This is a genomic window from Amycolatopsis sp. NPDC049253 (assembly GCF_040678995.1).
GTDB lineage: Bacteria > Actinomycetota > Actinomycetes > Mycobacteriales > Pseudonocardiaceae > Amycolatopsis.
Genome location: NZ_JBFAQX010000016.1, coordinates 138,726 through 158,865 on the forward strand (window position 1 = coordinate 138,726; position 20,140 = coordinate 158,865).

Below are 20,140 nucleotides of genomic sequence, written 5' to 3' on the forward strand. Positions count from 1 at the left end.
ACCAGGGCGCCGTAGGTCGAACTCCGCCCACTGCTCGACCAGGCCCCGCAGGTACGCGGTGGAGAGCCCGTACTTCTCGTCCTCGTTGTCCGGGTCCGGCGCGAACCGGGTCGCGCGCAGCCGCGCCCGCAGCGGTCCTTGATCAACCTTCGAGCGGTCAGGATCACCGCACCAGGTGGGCATCGCCGGCCCGGACGGAGATCAGCTGCCGGCTCGCCGCATTCGCGCGAGAGCCGAGGCGACGAGGGCGACGGCCGGGTCGCCGTCCCGGGTCAGCTGCTGAAGGAGATCTTCGGCCGCCGGCAGTTCGGCAAGTGCCTGCGTCAGCCGGATCCGCACGGCCGAATCCGGCGTGTGGGCGGCGAGCTCGTCGGCCAGGGCGGCCTTGATCGGGCCGGCACACGAGGCCTCCAGCGACAGCTCGCCCAGGACCTCGGCCGCTTCGACGTCGTTGGGACCGTCCACGACCATGGCGACGAGCGTCGGCACGGCCTCGGGAAAACCACGGCCGCCCAACGCCAAAGCGGCCCGCGTCCGCACGGTCGGGTCCGAGTCCCCGAGCGCCTCACGAAGCACCGCCGACGCGTCCTCCCCCGGCAGCGAAGCAATCGCCCGGACCGCGCGCCGCCGGACTTCGACGTCGGCGGAACGCACGCCCGCCGCCAGGCTCGCCAGCGCGTCGCCACCCGCCCGCGCGAGTGCCCACCGCAACGCGCCCGCGACGTTCTGGTCGGGTTCGGCGAGCACGGCCTCCGCCAGCAGCTCCGCCGGCACCTCTTCCGCCGGAGCCAGCGCGGCCTGCTGCCGGCGCGCGGCATCCGGCGAGTCGAGCCCGTGCAACAGCTCGACCAGGCGCAGGACGTCCTGCCAACCGGGCGGCGCCGACGCGTCGACCCGCCGCAGCCGCTCCAGCAGCTCCTGCTCGCGCTTCAGCCGGTCTTCGGTCCGCCGGATCAGCTCACCGACCAATGTGGACGGTGCGAACGCCGGATCCTCCAGCGCGCGGCCGATCTCGCGCAGCGACAACCCCAGCGACCGCAGGCTTTCCACGTGGAAGATCCGCCGGATGTCCTCGGCGGAGTACTCGCGGTAGCCGCCGACGGTGCGGCCGGTGGGACGCACCAGCCCGAGGGTGTCGTAGTGCCGGAGCATCCGGGCACTCACCCCCGAGCGGCGCGCCACCTCACCGATCAGCACCGGCCACCTCCGCCGCGCGTTCCGGTCCGAGCGCAGCCATCCGCTTCGCCTCGTCGACGGCCGGGTCGAACGCCGCCTCCGGGTCGCGCAGCAGCCGTTCCGTCGCGCGGGCGTGGGCCCGCACCACCGGGTCGGCACTCGCCAGCGCCTTCCCCAGCACCGGCTCGATCCCGTCCCCGAGCGCGACCAGCGCCCGGCTCAGGCTCAGCTTCAGGCTCCGGTCCCCACGTCCGAGCTGCGCCGCCAGTTCCTCGGCCAATGCGGGCTTTCCCACCTCGGGCACGAGCACGACGGCCGCCCGCCACGCGCTGCGCGCGACCTCGTCGTCCGCGTCCCGCAGCAACGAGCGCGTGATCTCGGGCCAGACACTCCCGTCGCCGATCTTGGACAACGTGTGCAACGCCTGGCTCCGCGCCTGGGCGCCCTCGGAGCGCAGCTCCACGACGAGCCTGGGCACGGTGAGCTCCTCCGGCAGCCGGGTCAACGCCCACGTCAGCATGTCGCGCACGAAGAAGTCCGGCTCCACCGCGCACCGCGCCACGAGCGTTTCGAGCAGCCCGGGGTCGGCGTCCGTGCCGGCCGCCAGCGCCGCCCGCAGCCGCACCGACGAGTTGCCGGCGCCCAGCGCTTGGAGCAGGTCGGGGTTCTTGTGTGGCGTGTTGATCGGGACCACCTCCTGCAACCCAGTGAAGACCTTGTCACGATGTCAAGGTCAAGGGCGGAGGTTCAGCCGCGGAAGCGGAGGCCGTCCACCAGCAGGTCGAGCAGCCGCCCCGCCTGCTCGCGTTGCGAAGGCTCGCCGGCCGCCAGTGCGATGCCGCTGAGTCCGATGAGGACGTCGTCCACGAGGACGTCGCCGCGGAGGGTGCCGGCGGCGATCAGCGGGGAGACCAGCTGCTCGATGGTGGAGTTCAGGCGGTCGCGGCTGTGGGCGTACGGGTCGCCACCGGAGGCGATCACGGCGCGCAAGGCGTCGGACATGCCGATCTTCGTGGTCATGTAGTCCACGAAGCGGTCCATCCACGTGCGCAACGCCTGATCGGCCGGCAGCTCCCGCAGCAGCGCCGGGCCGGCGTCGCAGAGCTGGTCCAGCTCGTTGCGGTACGCGGCCTCGATCAGGGCCTCGCGCGTCGGGAAGTGGCGGTACAGCGTGCCGATGCCGACGCCCGCGTCCTTGGCGATCGCGTCGAGCGTGGCATCGAGGCCTTTCTCGGAGAACAACCGCACCGCGGACGCGAGCAGGAGGTCGCGGTTGCGCCGCGCGTCCGCGCGCAATGGCTTGGTCACCTCTCACCCCTTCCGTCTCGTCAACTCAAGCATACTTGCGAGCGGAGGACCCTCCGGTTAATGTCGAACTCAACCGGAGGTTCCTCCGTATCGAGTGCAGAACAGGAAAGCCATGCGCATCACCACCCCGTTCACCAGGGAATCCACCGCCGCCGACGTCAGCGCGGGCGTGGACCTCACCGGCCGCCGCGCGATCGTGACCGGGGCCGCGTCCGGCATCGGCGTCGAGACGGCCCGCGCGCTCGCGCAGGCCGGGGCCGAGGTCACGCTGGCCGTCCGCAACACCGAGGCCGGGCATCGCACCGCCGCGGCGATCACGGCGGCCACGGGCAACGCGGCGGTCGACGTCAAGCACCTCGAACTGGCCGACCGCGACTCCGTCGCCAAGCTCACGAGCGACTGGCAGGGCCCGCTCCACATCCTCGTGAACAACGCGGGCGTGATGGCCGAACCGCTCAACCGCACGCCGGAAGGCTGGGAGCACCAGTTCGCCACCAACCACCTCGGCCACTTCGGCCTCGCGCTCGGCTTGCACGACGCCCTCGCGCAAGCCGGCGACGCGCGGATCGTGGCCGTGAGCTCCAGCGCCCACCTGCGCTCGGGCGTCGTCTTCGACGACATCCACTTCGAGCGCCGCGAGTACGACCCGTGGTCCGCCTACGGCCAGTCGAAGTCCGCGAACGTGCTCTTCGCCGTCGAGGCCACGCGGCGCTGGGCCGCCGACGGCATCACCGCCAACGCCCTCATGCCCGGCGGCATCCGCACCAACCTGCAGCGCCACCAGGCCGATGACGCCGAGTTCGCCACGATCGCCAAGACGTACCCGTGGAAGACCACCGAGCAGGGCGCCTCGACCTCGGTGCTGCTCGCCGCGTCTCCCCTGCTGGCCGGCGTCGGCGGCCGCTACTTCGAGGACAACAACGAAGCCGAGCCCCACGTCCCACCGTCGCGCGACGGCGTCGCGGCCCACGCGCTCGACCCCGAAGCGGCGACGCTGCTGTGGGAGGTCTCCCTGGAGCTGCTCGCGCACTGACCCGACGGTCGGCCTGCGCCGCTCGGGTCGTTCGGGCTTGATCAGCGTGCGGGTGCGCGCGGTGTCTGCTTAGGGTCGTTCGGTGCGGCTTGTGCTGTTCGACCTCGACAACACCCTCGTCGACCGGGCGGAGGGGTTCCGGCGCTGGATCTGGGAGTTCTGCGCCGAACACCGCCTGACGCCCGACGACGCCGCCTGGCTCGCGTCCGCCGACCAGGACGGGCTCGCGCCGCGCGACGTCTTCTTCAAAGCCGTGCGCGACCGGTTCGCCCTGCGGGACACCGGCGCGGAGCTGCTCGAGTCGTACCGGCAGCGGCACCCGGCGCTGATCCCCGCCGCGCCGGGCGTGCTGGCCGGCCTGCCGCGGTTGCGGGCCGCGGGCTGGCGGATCGGCGTGGTGACCAACGGCAACGCCGAGCAGCAGCTCGCCACCCTGCTGTGCACGGGCGTCGCGGGGCTCGTGGACGGGTGGGCGATCTCGGAGCACGAAGGCGTCGCCAAGCCGGACCGGCGGCTGTTCGAGATCGCGGCGGAACGCTGCGAGGCGCCGTTGCGCGACGGCTGGATGGTCGGCGACGGCGAGGAGACCGACGTCGCCGGCGGCCGGGCCGCCGGGCTGCACACGGTGTGGGTCGATCGCGGGCGCGTGTGGAGCGGGGACGAAAAGGCCCCGGACCACGTCGTCGCCGACGCTGCCGGGGCCATCGAACTGCTGCTGGAGTGAGCGATCAGCTCTCGGAGTCGATCTTCCAGACTCCGTTGTCGTTGACCATGTGGTACGTGTGGTGGTTGGTCTGGCTGGCCCCGCCGGCGGACACGTAGGTGATGTCGGCGCTGAGCATGTCCGGGCCGATCGACTTCACGTTGCTCGCGCGCGCTGATCTGTAGTCGTCCCAGAAGTTCTGGTAGGTGGCGAAGGTCTGGTGCTTGGCGGCTTTGAAGTTGTCCGTGAGCAGGCCGAAGCCCTGTTGCAGGTCGCCGGGGATGAGCGAGAAGTAGTTCGTCAGCGCGGCCTCCATGGACTGCGGCGAGTTGACCGAACTGCTCGACGTCGTCGGTGAAGACGGCGGGCTGCTGGGTGCCGACGGGGTGCTCGAAGGCGGCGGTGTCGCCGGCGTCGTCGGCGGGTTCGTGGTCGGCGCCGGGGAGTTCGCGGACGACGAGTTGACCACCGGAGACGCGCCACCGGCGGTCGGGGTCGTGCCGTTGTTGCGGTTCACCAGCACGATCACCACGACGACGACCACCACGAGCACGGCGCCGAGGCCGGCGAGGACCATCGAGCGCCGTCTTCGGTCGACGGGCGGCGGGGCGGGAGTCGTCGGAGCGACGGCCGGAGCCGGAGCGGCCGGGAGCGGCGCCGGGACCGTCAGCGGGATCGGCACCGCCGCGACGGGCGTGACGCCGCCGTCGAGCTCGCGCAGCTCGGTGAGCACCTCGGCCATCGACGGCCGGTCCTCGGGCTTGAGCTCCAGCAGCTTGAGCAGCAGCGGCTCCAGCTTCCCCGCCTGCTTCGGCGGGTTGATCGAACCGCTGGACACGCGGTACAGCAGGGCGATCGCGTTGTCCGCCGTGCCGAACGGCGGCGCGCCCTCCACCGCCATGTAGAGCGTGGCGCCGAGGGCGAAGACGTCGGAGGCGAACATGGCTTCCTCGCCGCGCGCGACTTCGGGTGCCAGGAACGCGGGCGTACCGGAGATTTCGCCCGTCGCCGTCAGCGTGACGTCGCCGACCGCGCGGGAGATGCCGAAGTCGGTGACCTTGACGGTGCCGTCTTCGCCGAGCAGGACGTTGCCCGGTTTCACGTCGCGGTGCACGATGCCGGCGCGGTGCGCGGCGGCCAGCACTCCGGCCAGCTGCACGGCGATGGGGATGACCTCGTCGACGCTCAGCGGGCCGTCGTCGTGCAGCTTCGCCGAGAGGCTGCGCGAAGGCAGGTACTCCATGATCAGCCACGGTCGGTCCTCGTACTCGACCACGTTGAACACGGAGATGGCGTTGGGGTGCTGCAGGCGCGCGGCGATCCGGGCCTCGCGCATGGCGCGGCTCTTCGCCTCAGCGACTTTCTCCTCGCCCTGGTTCATCGGCATGAGGAGTTCTTTCACCGCGACGACGCGGCCGAGGATCTTGTCCTCACCGCGCCAGACCATGCCCATGGCGCCGCTGCCGATGAGCTCGACGAGCTGGTAGCGACCGGCGATCTGCCGGCTCTCCTCGGTCAACGAAAAACCCCTCAGTGCGACGTTCACGGACGGCGATCGCCAAGTTTTTCACGGCGCTCGCCCGGGTGTCCCTACGACCCACCGGTGGGCGCGGGGGTTGCTCCGCGTGGCCGAACCGGGACACTCTGATCATATGAGCGCCGAGGCCCCGTCATTCCGAAACGTGTTCGGCGTGACCGAATTCCGGGCCCTGTGGCTCGCGCACGTGCTGTCGGTCGCCGGTGATCAACTGGCTCGTGTCGCGCTCACGGTCCTCGTGTTCGACCGTACCGAATCCGCGGGCTGGGCGGCGCTCACCTACGCGCTGACCTACCTGCCCGATCTGCTCGGCGGCGCGCTCGGCGGCCTGGCCGACCGGTTCCCGCGCCGCACGGTGCTCGTGGTGGCCGACGTGCTGCGGGCCGGGCTCGTCGCCGTGATGGCGATTCCGGGACTGCCGTGGCCGGTCGCGGCGGCGCTGCTGGTGGTGGTGCAGCTGGCGGCGGGGCCGTTCCAGGCGGCGCGGCAGGCCGTGCTGCCGGACATCCTCGGGCCGGACCGGCTGCCGGTCGGCCAGGCGATGCTGTCCTCGACCTACCAGGCGGCGCTCGTGGTCGGCTTCGGCGCCGGCGCGGCGGTGGTCGCGTGGCTCGGCGTGACGGGCGCGCTGGCGGTGGACGCGGTGACGTTCGCCGTGTCGGCGCTCGCGCTGCGGTGGGGGCTGGGACCGCACCCGGTCGACGTGGCCGGGCGGGCTCCCGCGGCGGCTTCCCAGTGGGCTTCGCTCGTCGCGGGCTGCCGGCTGGTCGGGCGAGACCGGCGGCTGCGGTCGTTGCTGGCGATCGCGTGCTGCAGCGGGTTCTACGTGGTGCCCGAAGGCCTGGCCGTGCCGATCGCCGCGCAGCTCGGCGGCACGGGGGTGCTGGCGTGGCTGCTCATCGCCAACCCCGTCGGGTCGCTGCTCGGCGCGGTGCTGCTCAGCCGGGTGCCGCGCGTGCGTCAGGCGCGGCTGCTCGGGCCGCTCGCCGTCGCGACCAGCCTCGTGCTGCTGCCGACGGGCTGGACGCCCGGGCTCGTCGTGATGGTGGTTTTGTGGACGTTGTCCGGGATGTTTTCCGCACACGACTTGATCACGCAGGTGCAGTACAGCCTGGCCGCCCCGCCCGAGCAGCGCGGCCAGGTGATCGGCGTCGCGATCGCGGCACTGCGGGCGTCGCAGGGCCTGGCCATCGCGGCCGCCGGAGCGCTCACCCAGGTGCTCGCGCCCACGACCGTGGTGGCCGTCGCGGCCGTCGCCGGTGCGACGGTCGCCGCCCTCGCCGCCACGGCGTGGCTGCGCGCGGCGTGGCCCCGTCGAAGTCCTCTCGACGGGGCCACGCCACCTGCCACGTCCTGAACCTCACGGCTCACGTCCGATGACCGGCCCACCTCCTCGTGGTTCTCGTGGTGCTCGTGGTTCTCGTGCACGGTCGGGCTCTCTCGCGGGCAGGACTCACGTCCAGTTGTTGTCACGCATGCCTTTCACCCCCTCGTCGGGTGTCCGCCGGGCTTCGTCTCAGCAAGTCCAGTTGTTGTCGCGCACCTGGCGCTCCTCTCGGCTGGTCGGGGTCGTCGCGGTTGCGGGCGGGGTTCAGCGGGTCCAGTTGTTGTCACGCACGGGCTTCTCCTCTCGGGCTCGTCGGGGTCGCCGGCGGGGTTCAGCAGGTCCAGTTGTTGTCGCGCACCTGGCGCTCCTCTCGACTCGTCACGGACGTTGACCACTCGCCTCAGCGAGTCCAGTTGTTGTCACGCACCTGCTGCTCCTCTCCCGCTCGCCGTGTTCGTTGGTCTGACCTCAGGACCTCAGCAGGGCCTCAGCGGGCCCAGTTGTTGTCACGCATCTCCGAAACCTCCTTCCCTGCCGGCGCTTCGCCGAGCTCGTCGGTCACCAGTTGTTGTCACGCACGGCTCTACCCCCTTTCACCTCGGCTGTTCAGCGGACTTCGGCCGTCACCAGTTGTTGTCCCGCATCGCCGGACCTCCTTTCCGCGTCGCAGTTCGCCAACAGTTCGGCACTCACCAGTTGTTGTCCTGCACCGTGGACACCTCCTCCCACAGACCGCACCGAAAACACCCGCAACTCTCGACCTCAGGTCGAGCTCAACGGTCCAGACCACTCAAGCCGAGATCGTCCAGTTGTTGTCGCGCACCGTCGTCACCTCCCCGCCAGGGCCGCGCCGACCGGCGGTTTCGCGGAGCCCGCCGGTCACCGATCGTGGTTGTCGCACGTCAGTGGCTTCAGTGGCCGGAGACCGCGGATTCCCAGGTACGCCAAGGAATCGTGTCGGGCCACCACTACGCTCAGTGGTCACCTCCCCTTCGCGCGGGCCGGGCGCTGGGCTGTCCGGGCGAAATTCCCCGGCCAGGTCCCATAGTCCGGACCACGGGCGGCACACGGCGCGCCCCGTCGTTTACGGTAGAAGCCAACCGGGTGAGGTGAAGAGTGCGCGGACGAGCAAACCGGTCTGCCGGATGGTTCACGGGCTGGCGCCTTTGGCGGTTGCCCTCGTATGTCCGCATTTATGTGCTCCTCGTCAACTTCCTGGCGATCCTGGCGTCGGTGAGCACGGCGTGGCTCGTGCCGGTGCACCAGCAGGACCTGATCCGCTTCGGCGTGCTGGCCGTGTGCGCGGCCGCCGCCATCGAGGCCACGCGCCACATCGAGCGCCAGCGCGAGTACAACCGCGCGCCGACGGTCGCGTACGTCGACACCAAGGCCGTGTGGAGCATCGCGGCGGTGGTGGCGCTGCCGGCCGTGCTGGCCACGGCGATGGTCGTGTTCACGTACGCGGTGGCGTGGTGGCGCGTCTGGCCGCGCGAACGGCCCGTGCTCCCCCACCGCTGGATCTTCTCCGCCGCGTCGGTGCTGTGCGGCACGCAGGCGGCGGTCGCCGTGCTCGCGCTGGGCATGCACCACTACCCCGGCGTGCCGGCGGCGGGCTTCCTGCCCGGCCTCACCGACCTGGTCGTCATCATCTTCGCGGCCGCCCTGCGCTGGGCCATCAACACGGCGCTGGTGATGGTGGCCATCGCGCTCTCGAGCCCGCCGCGCTCGCTGTCGGACCTGTTCTCCGGCTTCGGCGACCAGCTGCTGGAAGCCGGTGCGATCGGCCTCGGCCTGGTCACCGCGGCGCTGCTCCTGCTGGCCAACCCGCTGGTGCTCACCGGCGTGGTCGTGGCGCTGGTGGCGCTGCACCGCGGCCTGCTGCTCGCGCAGTTCCAGCGCGACGCGCGCACCGACGTGACCACGGGCCTGGCCACCAAGCGCTGGTGGCGCACGCTGGCCGAGCAGTACCTCGAGCGGGCCCGCACGGGCAACGGGACCGTCGGCGTGCTGCTGCTCGACCTCGACCACTTCAAGGCCATCAACGACACCTACGGCCACCCGACGGGCGACGTCGTGCTGCGCGAGATCGCCGTCGCGCTGCGCAGCGAGGTGCGCGACCAGGACATCTGCGGCCGCTGGGGCGGTGAGGAGTTCGCGATCGTGCTGCCCAACGTGCCGACGATGGAGCACCTCGGCCAGCTCGCCGACCGCATCCGCCGGCGCATCCCGCAGGTCGTCGTGCCCCTGCCCGAGCGCGACACGGTGATCAGCGACCTGACCGTGTCGATCGGCTGCGCGCTGTACCCGGCCGAGCACCTCACGGGCGTCGACGACGTGCTGGTCGCCACCGACACCGCCCTCTACCGGGCGAAGCAGGCGGGCCGCAACCGCGTGGAGCTCGCCACACACTGAAGGACGTTCCGGACAACCCCGCCTTCTCGTTCCGACTTCGCCTGCCCCGCGTGCCACGATGGACGCTGAGGGCCGCGCCGAGGCCCGCGAGGAGGTCCGAGTGCCCGACTGGGATGGCCGTGGACTGCCGCCGGTCGCGCGGGCGCGCGTCGACCGGTTCGCTTCGTCCGGCCTGCGCACCTCGTTGCTGAGCGTCCCCGGCGCGGTCGGCGCGGAAGTCGCCGGATTCACCCCCGTGGGGGAGGTCATGGGGTGCGTCGTCGAGCGCCTCGGCTGGACCTCCGGCTTCGGCATCACGCCCAACCAGCAGGCCGCCATCTACGCCGACGCGCTCCGCCAGGGTTACCGCATCGCGCTGGACCGGCTGCGGCTGGAGGCCGAGGCGATCGGAGCGGACGGGGTCCTCGGCATCACCACGTCCGTCACGCGGCTCGACGAGACCATGCAGGAGTTCGTGGCGCTCGGCACGGCGGTGCGCGCCGAGACGCGGCAACGCCCCGGGCGCCTGTTCACCACCGAGCTGCCGGGCCAGGACGTCGGCAAGCTGATGCAGGCCGGCTGGGTGCCCGCGGCCGTCGCGATCGGCATCTCGGCGCACACCACGTTCGACTACAACATGCAGTACCAGACCACGATGTGGGCCGGGAACGTCGAGGTCGACGCCCACACCCGGCTCGTCACCGAGGTGCGGGCCGACGCGCGCAGCCAGTTCCGCAAGACCGTGCAGACCACCGGCGCCGACGGGGCGATCGTGTCGCGGATGTCGCTCGACACGTGGCAGCTGGGCGAGGTGGCCGTGGCCGGGGTGGCGAGCGTGTTCGGCACCGCCATCGCCCGGTTCCACAGCGGCGACGCCGCGCCCACGTCCGCGCTCACCATCCTGCCGCTCAACCGAGTTTGAAGGAGGCCCTGTGACGACCACGGACCCCGCCGCGCAGCACATCCCCGAGGATGCGATGCGCCGGCTCGCCGAGATGCGGCCGGGGCAGGCGACGAGCCTGTTCACGTCCGACTTGAGCGTGAATGAGTTCCTGCTCGTGCGCGAGGCCGGCTTCCGCCCGCTGGGCCTGGTGCTCGGGTCGAGCATCTACCACGTCGGGTTCCAAATGGGACGCTGGAGCAAGAACCAGGAGATGGACCGCCTGTCGGCCGCGATGTACCACGCGCGCGAGCTCGCGATGACGCGCATGGAGACCGAGGCCGACCTGCTGGGCGCCGACGGGATCGTCGCCGTTCGCCTGGAGATCGAGTTCAAGGAGTTCGGCAGCGACCTGGCGGAGTTCATCGCCGTGGGCACCGCCGTGAAGGCCGACGAACCCGGCGAGTGGCGCAACAACACCGGCAAGCCGTTCACGTCCGACCTGTCCGGCCAGGACTTCTGGACGCTCGTGCAGGCTGGGTACGCGCCGCTGGGCATGGTGATGGGCACGTGCGTCTACCACATCGCGCACCAGCGCTTCCGCCAGGCGATGAGCAACATCGGGCAGAACGTGGAGATCCCGCAGTACACCGAGGCCCTCTACGACGCGCGTGAGCTGGCGATGTCACGCATGCAGGCCGAGGCCGAGCAGCTGCACGCCGAAGGCATCGTGGGGGTGCAGTTGCTGTCACTGCCGCATCGATGGGGCGGGCACACGACGGAGTTCTTCGCCATCGGCACCGCCGTGAAGCCACTGCGCCCCGACCACCGCATCACCAAACCGCAGCTCGTGCTGCCCCTCACCGACTGATGTCCGGGTCAGAGCTCGGCCCGGCCGGCGAGTTCCACCTCCTGGTGGCCGCCCTGCGCGCCGATCGCGCCGACGTCGAGTCCTACACGCGCGTGCTGTCCGAGACCCTCGGCGACGCCCTCCCGCCGGGCATGGTCGAGATCGACCGCCGGCGCAGCTTCGCCGACCGCGTGGCAGGGCGGCTCGGGCAGCCGGTGGAGGTGCGCGTGTCGACGCCGCACCAGCTGCTCGTGCTCACGGCCGGGCGGTCCGGCGGGGTCACGGGCGAGATTCGCCAGGTGGTGCGCGGGGTCGTGATCAGCCGCCGGGACACCGACGTCGAGGAGTGGGTGACGGTACTCGCCGAGGAGCTGCAGGCGCTGGCTTCCCGGGACGCGAAGGCGCGCGAAGCGCTGGCTCGATTCCTCGGCAGCTGACCCCGGCCTTTGTGACCGGCGTGGTTGAACCGCCGAACCTTGACCCGCCTGGTTTGCCCGATTAGAACTCGGGGATGGACTGGACACTCGAGGTCGTCATCGTTCCCGTGTCCGATGTGGACCGCGCCAAGACGTTCTACGCCGAGCAGTGCGGCTTCAACGTCGACCACGACACCGTGGTCGGGCCCAACGCCCGCGTCGTGCAGCTGACCCCGCAGGGCTCCGGGTGCTCGATCGTCGTCGGCGAGGGCGTGGTGCCCCCGATGCCGCCCGGCTCACTCAAGGGCCTGCAGCTCGTGGTCGCCGACCTGCCGCGCGCCCGCGAGACGCTGCTCGCGGGCGGCGTCGACGTCAGCGAGATCCAGCTCCTCGGGCCCGACCCGGCCACGGGCCGGCCCGAGGACCTCGACAACATCGGCTTCTTCCACTTCTCCGACCCCGACGGCAACGCCTGGGCCGTGCAGCAGATCTCGGCACGGGGCAAGGGCTAATCCACGAGTGCGCCGCAGCTGATGTTGGCCGTCGCGGCGGTCATGGTGCGGGCGCGATCGGAGGCCACGAACGCGGCCACCGCGCCGACGTCCGCGAGCGTCGCGGGCCGGCCGAGCATGGTGGTCTTCGCGATCTCGTCCGTGACCAGCTCGGCGTGCGCGAAATCCGCGGGGAGCGATTCGGGCACGCCACCGGACCGCAGGGTGACGGTGCGGACGCCGTAGCCGCCCAGCTCCGCGGCGAGCTGCCGGCGCATGGCCTCGAGCGCGGCGAACGCCACCTGCAGGCCGCCGACCGGATGGGTGCGCACGGGGTCCCCGTCACCGCCGAAGACGAGCACAACGCCGCCGCCCTGGCGCTTCATGTGGCGGCCGGCCGCGCGCATGGTGAGGAACGTCGTGCGCACGGCGGTGACGACGGGTTGTTCGTAGTCGGCCAGGGACATGTCCAGCAGCGGGGTGCCCTGCACGTCGCCGTGGGTGATGGCGTTGACCGAGATGTCGAGGCTGCCGCCGGCCGCGACCACGGCGTCGGCGTGCTCGTCGACGGCCTGCTCGTCCAGGACGTCGAGCTCTTCGACCTCGGCGCGCCCGCCCGCCGCGCGGATCTCGTCGGCGACCTTGTCGAGCTTGGCGCGGGTGCGGCCGGCGAGGAAGACGCGTGCGCCCTCCTCGGCGAACGCGCGCGCGATGGCGCCGCCGATCGCTCCGCCACCGCCGTAGACCACTGCGTTCTTTCCTTCGAGCAGCATGGGCTCTCCGTTCGTCGGGCTTCTGCTTCCACCCGTGCGTCGAACGAGGTGCTCAGGAATCGACAGGATCTCCGACGTTTCGCACGACGAGCACGATCCGGCGCCCGTGCAGCTCACCACGTTCCATGCGGCCGTGCGCGTCGGCGGCTTCGGCGAGCGGCACCCGCTCCACCGCGCGCGGGCGCAGGCCACCGGCGGCGAAGCGCTCGTTCAGCGCCGCCGCCGCGTCGGCCAGTTCGGCGGCCGTCGCCCGGGAGATGACGAACCCGACCACGGACTGGTCGTTCAGGTACAACTCGCCGGCGGGCAGCACCGGCCGGCTGCGCGGCCCCGCGAGCAGCACGATCCGGCCGCGGAACGCCAGGTGCGCCACGGCGGATTCGAGGTCGTTGGTGCCGGAGGTGTCCACGTAGAGGTCGATGCCGTCCGGCAGCTCGGTCTTGCGGTAGTCCAGCGCCACATCGGCACCGCGAGTCACGCAGTGGTCCAGATCCGCCACCGACGCCGTCGCCACCACGCGCGCACCCGCCGCGGCGGCGAGCTCGATCAACGCGGTCCCGACGTTGCCACCGCCACCGACGACCAGCACGGTCTGCCCGGCCCGCAGCCCACCGTGCGTGAACAACGCCAGGTACGCCGTGGCCGCGGGGTGCACCGCGGCGACCGCGTCGAACGGATCCACTCCCGCGGGCAGCCGGTACAACCGATCCGCCGCGACGGCAACGCGCTCGGCCGCCGCACCCTGCCGTCCGCCGTGCCCGAGGCTGTTGCCCCACACCGTTTCCCCGGCCGCGAACCCGTTCGCCGAGTCCACGACGTGGCCGACGAAATCGCGCCCCAGCACGAGCGGCCACGGCCCCGGCACCGGCCACATCCCGTTGCGCACGAACGTGTCCACGGGATTCACGCTGCTCGCGACGACGTCGACGAGCACCTCACCGAGCGCCGGCACGGGATCGGGGAGCTCGCCGAAGCGGATTTCCTCGACCGGGCCGGGCTTCTCGACGAACGCAGCCTTCACTCAGGCGAAGCTACCAGCGCTGAGGCCCCGGTTCTCACGGCCGGACGGCGCCCATCGGGTTCGGGATCGGCAGGCCGCCCGCGTCGACGATCGCGCGGCTGAGGGGTTCGGCCAGCTCCAGCACGCGATCCACGGCGTCCGGGCCGAGTGCGTCGAGCGGGTCGGTGGCCAGGCGGTCGGTCATCTCCTCGACGTCACGGCGGACGGCGGCACCGCTCGCCGTGAGGCGGCCGGCGGAGTCGAGCAGGCCGCGGGAAAGCAGGCGGGCCGTCGAGCCGGCCCATTCCTCGTCGGTCCAGCCACGGGCGCGTTGGACGATCTCGCGGGTCGTGGCGCCGGCGGCGATGTGGGTGAGGCTCGCGTCGAGGCCGGACAGCCCGGCGGAGACGCCGGCGAGCACGTGGCCGTCGCCGCGGTGTTCCCGCAGGGCGCAGGTGGCGAGCCAGAGGTGGGCGAGCGGACGGTCGGGACGGTCGGCCGAGGCCCACGCGGCGGCGAGCGGACGGCCGTCGAACCGGCAGCCGGCGACGGCGCGTTCGAGCAGCCCGGTCAGTTCGTCGACCGCGGAACCCGGCGGCAGCAACCGCGCCAAAGCGGCTTCCACCGCGAGAATCCGGCTCTGGAGCACGTCTTCCGGCTTCGCGAACGTCCACGCGTCGGGCAGGGCGCGCGCGACCATCGCGGGCGCGAAGCCGTAGAACATCGACGTGACCGGCCCCGGGCCGATCGGGCCCAGCGGCGCCGCGCGGCCCGCGAAGTAGCCCATCCACCAGCCCCGCAACCCCGCTTCCTTCGCCGCGGCGGAAGGCTCGGGCGCGAAGTAGACGATGGCGTGCAGCGGCTCCAGCGCGACCCAGAACCGCCTGGCCAGGCTCGAATTCGGCTCCATGGCGGTCAGCGTACGCACGCGGAGGGCCCCTCCACCCGATGAGTGGAGGGGCCTTCCGCAGAGCGGTTGTCAGGCGAGCTCGAGCCCGTAGGACTGCAGCTCGAGGGTGAGCGGGTAGAAGTAGCTGGTCACGGTGTCGCCGCCGGACAGGGTGCCGAGGCCCTTCGAGCCGTCGTACGCCGGGCCGCCCGAGTCACCGTGGTCGGTGTGCGCGGTGGTGCCGAACTCGTGGTTGAGCACGCCGACGTCGAAGTTCACGGACTCGTCGACCGAGGTGACCTCGCCGCTGCCGCCGCCGGTGGTCTGGCCCTGCTTCTGGATCTGCTCGCCGACGGTCGGCGTCCCGGCGCTGCTGATGGTCTGGCCGGTGTTGATGGCGCCGTCACCCGAGCCGTTCGGGCGGGTCAGCAGACCGGAGTCCGCACCCGGGCAGTCGCTCTCCACCACGCGGGCGCCGGAGACGTCGCCGCCCGACCAGGTGCCGCCCTCGTTGGTGCAGTGGCCGGCCGTGAGCATCATCGGCTCGCCGCCACGGGTGACGTTGAAGCCCAGCGAGCAGGTGAACTGGCCGTTGTTGATCGAGTCGCCGTCGGCGATGTAGGTCGACAGCTTGCCGGCGCGGTGCTCGATGCGGGCGGAGTCGCCCAGCTTCGCGGCGGCCGCGGTGACCTTGTCGACGGTGGCCTTCGAGGCCGCGTCGTAGATCTTCACGACGACCTGGTTGTTCTTGGTGTCGATGCCCCACGCGGTCTGCGGCACGTTCTTCACGGCGTCGAGGGAGTTCTTGGCGTTGGTCAGCGCGGCGAAGCTGTGCTTCACCAGCTTCGTGGCGAAGCCGGCGGCCTCGGCCTTCTGCTGGGCGGCCGCATCGGTGACGTTGACGATGGCCTTGCCGTTGTCGAGGTAGATGCCACCGCCCGACAGGCCGAGGCTGTCGACGACCTGCGTCGCCTGGGTGATGGCCTGGGCCTGCATCTGCGCGAAGGCGAGCGGGCTGGCCGAAGCGGCGTTCACGCAAAGGCCGGCGGTGAGCGCCGCCGCCGAGAACACGGTGAAACCGGCGACGAACGTTTTCCGGGAAGTCATCGAATCTTCCTCCAGTTGAGCTGGACGGATCCTGCGCGAACGGCTCGCGCGACCACGGTGGGACTCCTCACACTTTTGTTGCCAGGCAACCAACGCACTACCGACGAAGGTTGGTTAATAACCAATTCATCCGGGCAAAACGGACTGCCCACGCCCGTTCGGCGCAGGTCCGCTAGGCCGAACAGCCGTGCGACCGCACCGTTCACTGGGATGGGTTACCCGCTGGGCGCCACGAGGCAATCACGGGGCGGGACTTCCGGTTAAGGTCGGCCCGTGCCCGACACCGAGCTGAGCCACACGTTCACCGTGGCCGCACCGCCCGCGGACGTCGTCGCCCACCTGGCGGAGCCGTCGAACTACGTCGGCTTGTCACCACTGGTGGTGGAGGTGCGCGATGTCGCGAGGGAAGAGGGGCTGACGCGGTACACCGCGGTGGAGCGGTTCCGCTTCTTCGGTTTCCTGCGCCACGACAACCCGATCGTCGTCACGCTCCGCACCACCGGCTCGGCGGCCGTGCACGGCGACGTGGTGTCGCCCGGCGGCGTGCGGATGGGTTACCGGTTCGACCTCGAGCCCGACGGCGGCGGCACGCGCGTCACGGACACGCTGCGGCTGCACACGCCACCGGGCCTGCTTCGCTTCGCCGCTTCACGAGCCCGCGCGGTGCAGCTCGCCCGCGCGGGCGTCCTCGCCGAGCGGCTCGGCTGAGTCCACAAAGGACTACTGCGCGGCGGAAGTCCCTTCCGGCCACTGGACGTGGTCCTCGTAACCGGTGTGCTTGCGCAGGAACGCCGCGATGAACGGGCAAACCGGCACGATCACCCCGCCGTTGGCCACGACGTCGTCGAGCGCGTAGGTGGCCAGCGTGGTGCCGAGGCCGCGGCCGCCGAAGGCCTTGTCGATCTCGGTGTGGGTGAACACCGTCTGGTCGCCGCGCAGGAGGTACTGCGTGAATCCGGCCAGCTGGTCGTCCGCGTACACCTCGTAACGGTGCTTCTCGTCGTTGCGGACCACGCGGATCTCATCGCTCATTCGTCGCTCCTCGAAGTCTGGACATTGTGGTGAACGCCGGACAGCCTGCCGTACTTCCCGGCGTGCGTTGATCTTCACCGAAGAATGACGCGGCGGCCCGGGAAACGACTCAGGCGTGATCCGGGCTGGGCCGCCCGGGCGACACGGTGCGGGCGATCGGGTGGAACGCCCGCGCGGACCTTCCGGGGCGCCGGGCGCGTTTGGTTGATTCTCTGGGTCGGTGACCACCACTGGGAAGGCCAGGACCGCGCTGTGCAGCCGTTCGCTCTGCCCGAGTTCTACATGCCCTACCCGGCCCGGCTGAACCCGCACCTCGACGGTGCGCGGGAGCACAGCAAGGCGTGGGCGTACACGATGGACATGATCGACGTCCCCCAGCACGGCACCGTGATCTGGGACGAGCACGACTTCGACTCCCACGACTACGCGCTCCTGTGCGCCTACACCCACCCGGACGCCGGAGCGACAGAGCTCGACCTCATCACCGACTGGTACGTCTGGGTCTTCTACTTCGACGACCACTTCCTGGAGCTGTTCAAGCGCACCGGCGACATCGACAGCGCCCGCGCCTACCTCGACCGCATCGCCCTGTTCATGCCGGTCACGGGCGCCATCACGGCGACCGCGGAGAACCCCGTGGAGCGCGGGCTCGAGGATCTGTGGAACCGCACCGTCCCGCACCGTTCGGAGGGCTGGCGCCGCCGGTTCGTCGAAAGCACGCGCAACCTGCTCGACGAATCCCTGTGGGAACTCGCCAACATCAACGAGGGCCGCGTCTCCAACCCCATCGAGTACATCGAGATGCGCCGCAAGGTCGGCGGCGCGCCCTGGTCCGCGAACCTCATCGAACACTCGGTCCACGCCGAAGTGCCCGACGCCATCGCCGCCTCCCGTCCCATGGAAGTCCTGCGCGACTGCTTCGCCGACGCCGTCCACCTCCGCAATGACCTGTTTTCTTACCAGCGCGAGGTCGAAGACGAAGGCGAGCTCTCCAACGGCGTGTTGGTGTTCGAGAAGTTCCTCGGCTGCACCACCCAGGAAGCCGCCGACGCCGTCAACGACCTCCTCACGTCCCGGCTGCACCAGTTCGAACACACCGCCCTCACCGAGGTGCCGGCCCTCTTCGACGAGCACGCCGTCGATCCGTCCGGCCGCGCCGAGACCTTCGCCTACGTCAAGGGCCTGCAGGACTGGCAGTCCGGCGGCCACGAATGGCACCTGCGTTCCAGCCGCTACATGAACGAAGGCGCCCTCGACTCCCGCGGCGGCCCCGAGTTGCTGGGCGGCCCCACGGGTTTGGGCACCTCGGCCGCACGGATCTTCTCCTCGCTGGTGGCCACCGCACCCCGGCGTTTGCGGTCCTTCTCCCACCAGCCGCACGAGATCGTGGGCCCCATCGTCCGGCCCGAGATCTACATGCCGTTCGACCTCCGCCTGAGCCCCCACCTGGCCGCCGCCCGCGACCACCTGGCCGAGTGGTGCACCTCCATGGGCTTCCTCGACGGCGTGGTCTGGGACGAGCACAAGATGCGGGCCATGGACCTCCCCCTGTGCTCGGCCGGCATCCACCCGGACGCTTCCCCCGAGCAACTGGACCTGACCAGCGCTTGGCTGGCCTGGGGCACTTACGGGGACGACTATTACCCGGTGGTCTTCGGCGCCACCCGGAACCTCGCTGCGGCGAAGGTCGCGACGGAACGCTTCAAGCTCTTCATGCCCCTGGAGGACGAGCCCATGCCCGTCCCCGAGGGCTCACTGGAGACCGGCCTCGCCGACCTCTGGCTGCGGACCGCCGGCCCGATGAGCCCGGAAGCGCGCCGCGCCTTCCGCAAGTCAGTCGTCGACATGTGCGAAAGCTGGCTCTGGGAACTGGCCAACCAGGCCGAGAACCGAATCCCGGACCCGATCGACTACGTCGAGATGCGGCGCAAGACCTTCGGCTCGGACCTGACCATGAGCCTGTCCCGCATTTCCCACGGGCGCTCGGTACCACCGGAGATCTACCGCACCCGGACGATTCAGGCCATCGAACACTCGGCCATGGACTACGCGTGCCTGCTGAACGATGTTTTCTCGTACAAGAAGGAGATCCAGTACGAGGGCGAGCTCCACAACTCGGTGCTGGTGGTACGCAACTTCCTGGATGTGGACGAGCAAACGGCATTCGAGATCGTCAACGACCTCATGACCGCCCGAATGAAAGAATTCGAACACGCCGTCGAGGTCGGCCTGCCAGGCCTGTTCTCGGACTTCTCCCTCGACGACGACGTCCGCGCCGCACTAACGGCCTACGCGGATGAGTTGAAGGACTGGATGGCGGGAATCCTGAACTGGCACGAGGATTGCGCCAGGTACACGGAAGAGGAAATCCGCCGCCGCCCCGGCATGCCGGAAGATGCACCCGCCACACCTGCCTTCTCGACAGGCCCGACAGGGCTCGGGACAGGCGCACTGCGCATCTCGTCCATCCTCCCGGCCGCCAGGTAACCGCGCCGAACCCCCACTTTCCGCCGGTCAAACCCATCTCCCTGGCGGACAGCGGGTCTACCCAACCTGGCTTCTCTTCAACCAGCCCCCCGACCCTTCCCCGGCCGGTCCCGACGAAGGTGAACCCACACGGCTCGGGGTAGCTTGTCAAGGTACTCTTTCCCGCCTTGACAAGCTACCCCGAGCCTTCGTGACAATTGAAACTTCGGGGAGTCATTCCTGGGTCATGTTTTTGTCTTTTGATCTTTAAAGATTAAAGATCAAAATAAGATGCAGATGGCTAGCCCCCGCTGCGCTCAATGGTTCTACGGGACTTGCTTTGTGTCAAGGCTGGAAAGAGTACCTTGACACAAAGCAAGTCCCGTAGAAGAAAGTGCTTCGCCGGGGGCCGGCCGGGGGAAGGTTAGCCGGAGAAACCGACGGCTTTGTTGGGGGGGTTGGGTTGGGAATCGTGTCTGCCGATCGGTGACCACTGCGCAGATGGCTGGCCGCCGGGCCGATGCGTCCACTGAATGGTCGGGTTGGGAATCGTGTCTGCCGATCGGTGACCACTGCGCAGATGGCTGGCCGCCGGGCCGATGCGTCCACTGAATGGTCGGGTTGCGTGACGGTGGGAAGGTGATCGTTGGCCGAATCGGGGCCCCGTCCCTCCGGGGGTCTTCGCAGGTGGTCGAGCCGCGTCCGCCAGGTGGTAGGGGTGCCCAAGGTCAACCCGATCAGGGTGCAACCCGCCACTCCTC

The 20,140-nt window shown here is 70.5% G+C and carries 19 protein-coding genes; 10 read left to right on the forward strand and 9 right to left on the reverse strand.

Annotated elements, in window-relative coordinates; all coding sequences use genetic code 11:
* Window positions 1-201 precede the first annotated feature (201 nt).
* Genes AB0K15_RS30670 through AB0K15_RS30680 form a run of 3 tightly spaced genes read right to left on the reverse strand, consistent with a single transcriptional unit; the run spans window position 202 to window position 2,484 of the window.
* On the reverse strand, window positions 202-1,197 hold the full coding sequence (locus AB0K15_RS30670; RefSeq protein WP_364058055.1) for a HEAT repeat domain-containing protein: 996 nt from the start codon (window positions 1,195-1,197) through the stop codon (window positions 202-204).
* Window positions 1,184-1,870 (reverse strand): HEAT repeat domain-containing protein, encoded by a 687-nt coding sequence (locus AB0K15_RS30675; RefSeq protein ID WP_364058205.1) that lies wholly within the window; start codon window positions 1,868-1,870, stop codon window positions 1,184-1,186. Before AB0K15_RS30675 ends, AB0K15_RS30670 begins: the two co-directional genes overlap by 14 nt.
* Before the next feature lie 53 nt (window positions 1,871-1,923).
* Complete coding sequence (locus AB0K15_RS30680) at window positions 1,924-2,484, reverse strand: helix-turn-helix domain-containing protein (RefSeq protein ID WP_364058058.1); 561 nt, start codon at window positions 2,482-2,484, stop codon at window positions 1,924-1,926.
* Between the two features lie 112 nt (window positions 2,485-2,596).
* Here AB0K15_RS30680 and AB0K15_RS30685 point away from each other — a divergent pair, with 112 nt between their 5' ends.
* Window positions 2,597-3,517, forward strand: a complete 921-nt coding sequence (locus tag AB0K15_RS30685) for an SDR family NAD(P)-dependent oxidoreductase (RefSeq protein WP_364058061.1) — start codon at window positions 2,597-2,599, stop codon at window positions 3,515-3,517.
* Window positions 3,518-3,599: 82 nt separating this feature from the next.
* Window positions 3,600-4,241 carry an HAD family hydrolase gene (locus AB0K15_RS30690; protein ID WP_364058064.1) on the forward strand — a complete coding sequence of 214 codons (642 nt, stop codon included), beginning with the start codon at window positions 3,600-3,602 and terminating at the stop codon, window positions 4,239-4,241.
* A 4-nt stretch (window positions 4,242-4,245) separates the two neighbouring features.
* On the opposite strand, the gene AB0K15_RS30695 is transcribed toward AB0K15_RS30690, so the two are convergent.
* Window positions 4,246-5,739, reverse strand: coding sequence for a serine/threonine-protein kinase (locus AB0K15_RS30695; protein ID WP_364058067.1), 1,494 nt, complete (start codon window positions 5,737-5,739; stop codon window positions 4,246-4,248).
* A gap of 172 nt (window positions 5,740-5,911) precedes the next feature.
* Here AB0K15_RS30695 and AB0K15_RS30700 point away from each other — a divergent pair, with 172 nt between their 5' ends.
* The 6 genes from AB0K15_RS30700 (at window position 5,912) to AB0K15_RS30725 (ending at window position 12,133) form a co-directional block, all read left to right on the forward strand.
* Window positions 5,912-7,114, forward strand: coding sequence for an MFS transporter (locus AB0K15_RS30700; RefSeq protein WP_364058070.1), 1,203 nt, complete (start codon window positions 5,912-5,914; stop codon window positions 7,112-7,114).
* 1,143 nt (window positions 7,115-8,257) lie between these two features.
* The gene (locus tag AB0K15_RS30705) at window positions 8,258-9,496 is read left to right on the forward strand and encodes a GGDEF domain-containing protein (protein ID WP_364058073.1); all 1,239 of its coding nucleotides are present in this window, start codon (window positions 8,258-8,260) and stop codon (window positions 9,494-9,496) included.
* A gap of 100 nt (window positions 9,497-9,596) precedes the next feature.
* Window positions 9,597-10,397: a heavy metal-binding domain-containing protein gene (locus AB0K15_RS30710; protein WP_364058076.1), complete on the forward strand. Its 801-nt coding sequence runs from the start codon at window positions 9,597-9,599 to the stop codon at window positions 10,395-10,397.
* A 10-nt stretch (window positions 10,398-10,407) separates the two neighbouring features.
* Window positions 10,408-11,226: a heavy metal-binding domain-containing protein gene (locus AB0K15_RS30715; protein WP_364058079.1), complete on the forward strand. Its 819-nt coding sequence runs from the start codon at window positions 10,408-10,410 to the stop codon at window positions 11,224-11,226.
* Complete coding sequence (locus tag AB0K15_RS30720; protein WP_364058082.1) at window positions 11,226-11,642, forward strand: hypothetical protein; 417 nt, start codon at window positions 11,226-11,228, stop codon at window positions 11,640-11,642. Before AB0K15_RS30715 ends, AB0K15_RS30720 begins: the two co-directional genes overlap by 1 nt.
* Window positions 11,643-11,716: 74 nt before the next feature.
* The gene (locus AB0K15_RS30725; protein WP_364058085.1) at window positions 11,717-12,133 is read left to right on the forward strand and encodes a VOC family protein; all 417 of its coding nucleotides are present in this window, start codon (window positions 11,717-11,719) and stop codon (window positions 12,131-12,133) included.
* Here the strand turns inward: AB0K15_RS30725 and AB0K15_RS30730 are convergent.
* The 4 genes from AB0K15_RS30730 to AB0K15_RS30745 form a co-directional block, all read right to left on the reverse strand.
* Complete coding sequence (locus AB0K15_RS30730) at window positions 12,130-12,885, reverse strand: SDR family oxidoreductase (RefSeq protein ID WP_364058087.1); 756 nt, start codon at window positions 12,883-12,885, stop codon at window positions 12,130-12,132. The genes AB0K15_RS30725 and AB0K15_RS30730 overlap by 4 nt on opposite strands.
* A gap of 52 nt (window positions 12,886-12,937) precedes the next feature.
* Window positions 12,938-13,906, reverse strand: a complete 969-nt coding sequence (locus AB0K15_RS30735; RefSeq protein WP_364058090.1) for a zinc-binding dehydrogenase — start codon at window positions 13,904-13,906, stop codon at window positions 12,938-12,940.
* 34 nt (window positions 13,907-13,940) lie between these two features.
* Window positions 13,941-14,795: a hypothetical protein gene (locus AB0K15_RS30740; protein WP_364058093.1), complete on the reverse strand. Its 855-nt coding sequence runs from the start codon at window positions 14,793-14,795 to the stop codon at window positions 13,941-13,943.
* Window positions 14,796-14,864: 69 nt separating this feature from the next.
* Window positions 14,865-15,881: a S1 family peptidase gene (locus tag AB0K15_RS30745; protein WP_364058096.1), complete on the reverse strand. Its 1,017-nt coding sequence runs from the start codon at window positions 15,879-15,881 to the stop codon at window positions 14,865-14,867.
* A 273-nt stretch (window positions 15,882-16,154) separates the two neighbouring features.
* On the opposite strand from AB0K15_RS30745, the gene AB0K15_RS30750 reads away from it, so the two are divergent.
* The gene (locus AB0K15_RS30750; protein ID WP_364058099.1) at window positions 16,155-16,589 is read left to right on the forward strand and encodes an SRPBCC family protein; all 435 of its coding nucleotides are present in this window, start codon (window positions 16,155-16,157) and stop codon (window positions 16,587-16,589) included.
* 12 nt (window positions 16,590-16,601) lie between these two features.
* Here the strand turns inward: AB0K15_RS30750 and AB0K15_RS30755 are convergent, their stop codons facing one another.
* Window positions 16,602-16,913, reverse strand: coding sequence for a GNAT family N-acetyltransferase (locus AB0K15_RS30755; protein ID WP_364058102.1), 312 nt, complete (start codon window positions 16,911-16,913; stop codon window positions 16,602-16,604).
* A 252-nt stretch (window positions 16,914-17,165) separates the two neighbouring features.
* Here AB0K15_RS30755 and AB0K15_RS30760 point away from each other — a divergent pair, with 252 nt between their 5' ends.
* A complete protein-coding gene (locus AB0K15_RS30760; protein WP_364058105.1) occupies window positions 17,166-19,400 on the forward strand; it encodes a family 2 encapsulin nanocompartment cargo protein terpene cyclase in 2,235 nt (744 codons plus the stop codon).
* The last annotated feature ends 740 nt before the right edge of the window (window positions 19,401-20,140 follow it).